The sequence below is a fragment of the Frankia sp. AgKG'84/4 genome (genome assembly GCF_023242965.2).
Lineage (GTDB): Bacteria > Actinomycetota > Actinomycetes > Frankiales > Frankiaceae > Frankia.
On record NZ_JALKFU020000254.1, the window covers coordinates 1 to 7,284 of the forward strand.

7 protein-coding genes are annotated in these 7,284 nt (G+C 70.6%); 3 read left to right on the forward strand and 4 right to left on the reverse strand.

All coding sequences use genetic code 11. The annotated features are described in order from the left end of the window. On the forward strand, positions 1–1,562 hold a 1,562-nt coding region (locus MXD58_RS15960), incomplete at its 5' end, for a hotdog family protein (protein ID WP_250609466.1). On the opposite strand, the gene MXD58_RS15965 is transcribed toward MXD58_RS15960, so the two are convergent. Both MXD58_RS15965 and MXD58_RS15970 read right to left on the reverse strand, forming a co-directional pair. After that, positions 1,505–3,532 carry an acyclic terpene utilization AtuA family protein gene (locus MXD58_RS15965; RefSeq protein ID WP_250609467.1) on the reverse strand — a complete coding sequence of 676 codons (2,028 nt, stop codon included), beginning with the start codon at positions 3,530–3,532 and terminating at the stop codon, positions 1,505–1,507. The genes MXD58_RS15960 and MXD58_RS15965 overlap by 58 nt on opposite strands. Position 3,533: 1 nt before the next feature. Then, complete coding sequence (locus tag MXD58_RS15970) at positions 3,534–4,328, reverse strand: enoyl-CoA hydratase/isomerase family protein (protein WP_248840426.1); 795 nt, start codon at positions 4,326–4,328, stop codon at positions 3,534–3,536. A 424-nt stretch (positions 4,329–4,752) separates the two neighbouring features. On the opposite strand from MXD58_RS15970, the gene MXD58_RS15975 reads away from it, so the two are divergent. Beyond that, complete coding sequence (locus MXD58_RS15975) at positions 4,753–5,619, forward strand: NAD(P)-dependent oxidoreductase (protein WP_248840425.1); 867 nt, start codon at positions 4,753–4,755, stop codon at positions 5,617–5,619. A gap of 80 nt (positions 5,620–5,699) precedes the next feature. Beyond that, the gene (locus tag MXD58_RS15980; RefSeq protein WP_248840424.1) at positions 5,700–5,873 is read left to right on the forward strand and encodes a hypothetical protein; all 174 of its coding nucleotides are present in this window, start codon (positions 5,700–5,702) and stop codon (positions 5,871–5,873) included. A gap of 122 nt (positions 5,874–5,995) precedes the next feature. Here the strand turns inward: MXD58_RS15980 and MXD58_RS15985 are convergent, their stop codons facing one another. Together MXD58_RS15985 and MXD58_RS15990 are read right to left on the reverse strand one after the other, a co-directional pair. Further along, positions 5,996–6,196, reverse strand: coding sequence for a hypothetical protein (locus MXD58_RS15985; protein ID WP_248840423.1), 201 nt, complete (start codon positions 6,194–6,196; stop codon positions 5,996–5,998). A gap of 571 nt (positions 6,197–6,767) precedes the next feature. Further along, positions 6,768–7,151 carry a hypothetical protein gene (locus MXD58_RS15990; RefSeq protein ID WP_248840422.1) on the reverse strand — a complete coding sequence of 128 codons (384 nt, stop codon included), beginning with the start codon at positions 7,149–7,151 and terminating at the stop codon, positions 6,768–6,770. Between the last annotated feature and the right edge of the window lie 133 nt (positions 7,152–7,284).

Below are 7,284 nucleotides of genomic sequence, written 5' to 3' on the forward strand. Positions count from 1 at the left end.
GCCTCGCGGCGGGCCACCTGTCCGGTGACGCCGAACTGGTGGCCGCCGTGGTCCAGGCGGCCCGGCTGTTCGCCGTCTACCTGGGCCTGCACCTGTGCCTGCCGCACGCGCGGTTCGTCGAGGACGCCGCCGTGGCCACCGGCCGGCCCGCCGACAGCGGCGCCCCTGGCATCGTCCGCGCGGGCGACGGCGGCGGCGAGGTCGAACTCGTCGTCGAGATCGCCGACCTCGAGCTGGTGCCCCGGCCCTGGCTGCGGGCGGACGCCGAGCTGCGCCTCGTCGCCCCGGGCGGCGACGGCGCGGTGGTGGCGCGGGTCGTCGATGTCGTCGTCGGCCTGCGTGAGGGCGACGGGCTGCCGGTCGGACCCGAGGTGGGCGGCCGGCCGGCGCGCTGGCTCGGGCGCCGCAACCGCTTCGGCGACCGGGCGATGCTGGGCGAGTTCCACATGGCCCACTTCTGCCGCGGCGACCAGGCGATCGCACTTGGCCCGGAGTTCGCCGGCTACACCGGGCGCAAGGCGACCCGGCTGCCCTCGGGCGGACTGCTGCTCGTCGACCGGGTCCTCGAACTGCACGGCACCCGACGTGACCCGGCGACACTCGCCGGCGACGCCTGGCACATCACCGAGTACGACGCGCCAGCGGACTCCTGGTACTTCGCGGACACCGCCAACGCGTCGATGCCGAACTGCGTCTACATGGAGACGTCGCTGCAGGCGGCGCTGATGGTCGGCTACTACCTGGGGGCCACCCTCGGTGACCCGGCGGCTGTCACGAGTCTGCGCAACCTCGGGGGCACCGCGACGGTGCTGCGCGAGGTGGACCTGCGCGACGCGACCATCCGCCAGCATTCGCAGCTGCTGTCGACCACGGACATGCCGGGCTCGTCGCTGCAGAACTTCGGCTACACCCTGTCCGTCGACGGCGAGCCGTTCTACGAGGGGGAGACGCTGTTCGGCTACTTCAGCGACAGCGCCCTGGCGAACCAGACCGGCCTGGACGCGGGAAAGTTCTCCCCGACGTGGCTGGACTCGGTGGCACCGCGGCCGGTGACCCGCACGATCGACGTCGCCGCCCGCCGCGCCGACCCGGCCGCCCGCCTGGTCGCCCGCGACCATCTGGCCCTGCTCGACACGGTCGACGTCGTCGACGGTGGCGGTCGCTACGGCCAGGGTTATCTGCACGCGGTGCGCGCGATCGACCCGGACGACTGGTTCTTCGCCCGGCACTTCACCCTCGACCCGGTCATCCCCGGCTCGCTGGGCATCGAGACGGTCGTCCAGGCGATGCAGGAGTGGCTGCTCGACTCGCCGCACGCGGCGGGCCTGGTCGACCCGGCGTTCATCATCCCGGTCGGCGCGGCGTTCACCTGGAAGTACCGCGGCCAGTTCCTGCCGACCGACGGCGAGACGCGCCTCGAGGTGCACCTCAAGGAGGTGCGCCGCGGCGCCGGGCGGGTGCGGGTGAGCGCGGACGCCAGCGTCTGGAAGCCGGGCCTGCGGATCTACGAATGCCTCGACATCGCCGTCGAGCTGCGGGAGAACGGAGCCCCGGCATGGTGACCCTGGCACCCCCGCCGACCCCCACCCGGCCCTCCGCCGGTGCCGGCGGGGCGTACCGCGACCTGCTGGCGTTGGACCGGCCCTGTTACGTGCTGCGGGACGCCGGCCGGGTGCGGACCAGCGGCGACCCGGCCGACGTGGCAACGGTCGTCGCGGCGGGCGGGCAGGTGCTGGCCGCCGTCGGTCCCCGGCCGGCGACGGCGCTCGGTGACCCGGCCTTCCGCGCCGCGCACGGCGTGCGCTACGCCTACATGGCCGGCGCGATGGCCAACGGCATCGCCTCGGCGCCGATGGTCGCGGCGCTGGCCCGCGCCGGGTTCCTCGCCTCGTTCGGCGCGGCCGGGGTCCTGCCGGCCCGGGTCGACGAGGCGCTCGCCGCGATCGTCCGCGACGCCGCCGGCGCGCCGTTCGCCTGCAACCTCATCCACAGCCCGAGCGAGTCGGCGCTGGAGCGGGCCACGATCGACGCCTGCCTGCGCCACGGCGTCACCATCCTGGAGGCGTCGGCGTTCGTCGAGCCGACGGCGGAACTCGTCCGCTACCGGCTCCTCGGCGTGCGCCGGCACAGTCCCGATGGGCGCGGCCGCCGGACCGGTCGCGGCGGGGCTGTGCGTGATGGCGGCCGACGTGCCGTCGTCGAAGACCACCCGCTGCTCGACGGCGCGGCGGTCGATGGTCACCGGCCAGTACACGCCGTAGGCGCTCTCGGCGGTCGGTGTCGTGGTGGTGTGCACGCCCGCGTAGCTGCCGAGCACGAGGGACTGGGTCGCGTTGGAGAACGCCCGCCCGACGCGGGCGCGATCGGAATCCTTCACGGTGATCCGCAGCTGCGCCGTCGCGAGCGCGTTGGACTCGGCGTCGGGCCGGTCGAAGCGCAGCAGCCGCACGTCCACCTCGTCGAACGACTCCTCGCCGCCGAGCAGGTCGAACAGCTCCCGGCGGGCCCAGGCCGCCTTGCGCTCGATGTCGAGACCGGTCAGGACCAGCGTCATCGTGTTGCGGTAGCCGCCGAGGTAGTTCAGGACGACCTTGAGCCGGTTGGTGGGCGGACTGCCCCGGGTGCCGGCCAGCGAGACCCGGTCCGGGCCCCGCTGGACCAGCCGCGCCGTGTCGAAGTGGGCGGTGACGTCCGGGCCGGGGTAGTCGGGCGCAGCGATCTCGTACAGCAGCTGGGCCGTGACGGTGCCGACGGAGACCAGTCCGCCGGTGCCGGGATGCTTCGTGATGACACTGGAGCCGTCGGCGGCGACCTCGGCGATCGGGAAGCCCGGGTAGCGCGCGTCGGTGATCTCCTCGAGGAACGCGTAGTTGCCGCCGGTGGCCTGCGGGCCGCACTCGATGACGTGCCCGGCGGCGACCGCGCCGGCGAGGCGGTCCCAGTCCGTGCGCGCCCAGCCGTGCCACCAGGCGGCGGGGCCGAGCACGAGGGAGGCGTCGGTGACCCGCGGGGTGACGACCACGTCGGCGCCGCCGGCGAGCGCGGCGGCGATGCCCCAGCCACCGAGGTAGGCGTTGGCGGTGACCGGTTCGACGCCGGCGTCCGCGAGGTCGCGCCCGGTGTCGAGATGGGTGAAACGTTCACCGGCCGCCGTCAGCTCGTCGAGGCGCCCGGCCAGGTCGTCGCCGGTGATGTGGGCGATCCTCGGGGTCAACCCCTGCTCGGCGGCTGTCCTCGCCACCGTCGCGGCGAGCCCGGCGGGGTCGAGCCCGCCGGCGTTCGTGACGATCCGGATGCCCCGCTGCAGGCACGTTCCCAGCACGTCGGTGACCTGGTCGACGAACGTCCGGGCGTAGCCGGGACCGCCGCGGGCGCGAGCCTTCCACAGGATGAGCATGGTCAGCTCGGCGAGGTAGTCGCCGGTGAGCACGTCGATGGGGCCGCCGTCGACCATGAGCCGGGCCGCGTCGAGGCGGTCGCCGTAGAAACCGGAACAGTTCGCGATGCGCACCGGCCGCCTGTCACCGACCATCTCAGCGTCCCTTCCAGACCGGGGGGCGTCCTTCGCGGAACGCCCGCGGGCCCTCCTGCGCGTCGTCGCTGTGGTACACCGGCTCCCAGAGCCGTTCGGCCACCTCGAAAGCCTGCTCCAACGGGTAGCGGGCCAGCAGGCCGACGGTCTTCTTGGCCGCCCGCACCGACAGCGGCGCGTTCGCCGCGATGCGCCGGGCGAGGTCACCCGCCGCCGCCCGCAGCCCTTCGGCCGGCACGACCTCGTTGACCAGCCCCAGCTCGCGGGCCCGCTGGGCGGAGATCGGCTCGCCGGTGAGGAGCAGGTGCATCGCCACCCGCGGCGCCAGCAGGTAGGGCAGCGGCGCCGCCCACGGGGTGCCCCGGCCGACCTTCACCTCGGTGATCGCGAAGCGGGCATGCTCGGCGGCGACGACGAGGTCGGCGCACTGGGCCAGCAGGAACCCGCCGGCGTAGGCGACGCCGTTGACGGCGGCGATGACCGGCTTGTCGATCTCGATGTTGCGCCCGAGCTGCGGCAGGTAGTCCGGCGGCGGGACGCGCAGCGTCTCGGTCGCCATCTCCTTGAGATCACCGCCGGCGGAGAACGCCTTGTCCCCGGCGCCGGTGAGGACGGCCACCGCGGCGCCGTCGTCGTCACGGAAACGCCGAAACCCTGCCCACAGTCCGGCGCGCACCTCCGCGGACAGGGCGTTGCGGCGTTCCGGCCGGTCGATCGTCAGCCAGGCGACCGGCCCCTCGAGGGCGTAGCGGACCGCCGGGCGATCGGCGGCGGGCATGCTGCCGGGTCCCGTCACGATGTGCCTCCCGTCCGGGTCGCGACCGTCCTGGGCCGGTCACGGCGGGCCCCCCACCCCGACGTGACGACGGACCCGACCTGACGACCGACCGCCGACACGACGACCGACCGCCGACACGGCGACCGACCGCCGACACGGCGACCGACCGCCGACACGGCGACCGACCGCCGACACGGCGACCGACCGCCGACACGACGACGACACGGTACGTCGGTCCACCACCGCGAGCGTGTTACCGCTGCCTGCCCGTGGCGCGTCACGGCCAGGGCAGAGCCACCCCGATCGACAAGGATGATCAGCGCAGGCCGGGTGCGAGCGGCCACGAAGCCGCATGTCGGACCGGTGTGGCCGGGCGCGGGCAGCGGCCGCGCAGCCGCGCCGGATCGGATGCCCGATCCGCGGCATGTGTGACGATGGCCTCATGGCGAGGGTCGGGATGATCGGGCTCGGCAACCTTGGCGGGCCGATCGGGGAGCAGCTGGCCGCCAGCGGTCTGACGACCACCGTGTACGACACCGTGCCCGCCGCGACGGGACCCTCGGTGGCCGCCGGCGCGACGGCGCTCGGTAGTCCGGCCGAGGTCGCGGCGGCCAGCGACGTCACGCTGATCTGCGTGCGCACCGCGGAGCAGGCGGCCGACGTGCTGCGCGGCGAGGACTCGCTGCTCGACGGCGCGAAGCCGGGGCACGTGGTCGGGCTGATCTCGACCGTGCTCCCCGACGCCGTGCGCGAGTTCGCGGAACTCGCCGCCGGGCATGATGTCACCCTGATCGACACCCCCGCGGCCGGCACGGGCGAGGCCGGCGTGCGCGCGCGCACCATGTGGACCCTCGCGGGTGGTGACGACGAGGCGATCGACGCGCTCGAACCAGCCCTGCGGACGTACTGCAGCCGTGTCCTGCGCGCCGGCCCGCTTGGCAGTGGCGCCGCCGCAAAGCTCTCCCACAACGCAATGATCTACCTCAGTTATCTCGCCACCTACGAGGCCACGGAGGTCGCCCGCGCCGCCGGGGTCCGCGATGGTGTGCTGGCCGAGGTCACCAGAGCGACCGGCGCGCTGTCCACCCAGTCGGACCTTTACCTCGGCATCCTCGAGGCGCGTCGGGTGATCACCGGCATGGACGAGGACCACGACCGTTTCGCCGGTGCGTCCGCCGTGCTGGAGAAGGACCTGCGGCACGCGATCGACCTGGCCGCCCAGTTCGGCGTCGACCTGCCCGGCGCCCGGCTGGTGCGCACGATGGGCGACACGATCTTCCAGGTCCGAGCGACCGGCGATCCGGCCTGACCCGCCCTGGCGCCGGTTCGCTGCGCGAGCGCGCGAGGGAGCATCGCCGCGCGCTCGGTGAGCGGGACCGGATCCACCGGGTGCGCTGGGTCGCGCTGGCCGTGCTGTGCGCGATCCTGGCGGTGATCGCGCTCGACAACACGATCCTCAACGTCGCGTTGCCGACCCTGCACCACCGCGTCGCCCAGGGTGGCCTCGGCGCGTCCACGAGCCAGCTGGCGTGGATCAACGATGGCTACGCAAATCGACCGTAGTAGCACCCCGTCTGACCTGCATTTTTGCACGCAATCGAGGCGTAGCACGACTGCAACCGTCGCGGTGAGGGTCGGCGGACTGGCGGTGATCCGTGATACAGCAACCCACGCGTGCTCGCGTGTCAGCCGCACTCCTGAAACAGGATGAGGGCTACCGTCTGGAAAGCCGATAGGCTCATGATCTCCACCTTCTCCTGAGGAATTTGGATACCGTACCTTTCACCAAGCACTGAGGCGATAGCCACCTTATCTTTCCCGTGCAAGATCGTATCCATCTGTCGAAAGTCGAGCCCGTCCCGATCTTCGATTTTGGAGCGTTCCACGTTAGAGCCTCCCGCCAGTATTTGATGCGAGAGGCACGCGGATCGATCGGACATTTCTCCGTCTGGCAGCGAAACGATTGCACATCCGCACGGCGCAATAAACACCATCGGGTTTGACTGCGCCGCCAGTGGTCGAATGATTCCCCGTCGTGTACTTCCCACATTGGTTGATCCTCGTGTTCGTCGACATGCGCAACTGTCAAATCAAGAGAAACTTGATCGTCCGGAATAAGTTCAATGTCGGAGATCAGAGTAGAGCTTCGGTGACTGGTGTACGCAATCTGGCAACTAAGTCTTAATGCGCGAAGTGACCGGACGATCGGAATAGTGTTGTGATGGATTGCCATTCCGGCCAGATCCGGACGCCGTAGACCGAGAGCAGCACGGATGACTGTCGAAGCGTCGGCAGGCACGGCAGAGAAGGTGGCCTTTTGCAGGCCACGGCATGGTCCGCCGTCGCTGCCTACTGGAATCCTGACCAGCAGGATTGAATAGCCCGACGGCATGGCAGTCAGGAGTGCCGGATTTACCGCGATCCCTACTTGCTCCCACTCTTCCATGATTTATCCGATCATTCTTTTTGGCCATTCGTGCTTCGAATCAACTCCCAGACGGTTTCTCCGATCGACCGACCAATTGGGATTCTCAGAGGCAGCAGGTCGGCCTCGCCCGTGTGGGGAGTAATTGACAATCGATCACCAATTATCATCACGCCGCGCTTCTCGTGAACAGCAATCCAAACGCCAAAGCCAAACGCAGTAGCCGTCGCAGGAAATGGCGCTCGACTGTGGTGGATGGTGATGCACGCAGGTACTGAGGAAAAATCCTCGGCCACGCGCCGGACATGCTCGGGCGAAGGGGTTACCACATCCAATGGTTCCAGCCGCACCGGGCGCATTTCACCGTCCGCGCCCTCTCTAGGGGATTTACCGAACAGGCGGTCCGGTATTCTCATAACGAGAATACTGAAGCCGACTGGTAGCGTCTGCTGAAGGCGCGGATCAAGTATTACCCGGCGGCGTCAAACGGTCGTAGCGACGCCTCGATAGAATGATCGTAATGGCGTCGAGGGGCTGGATGGTGGATGG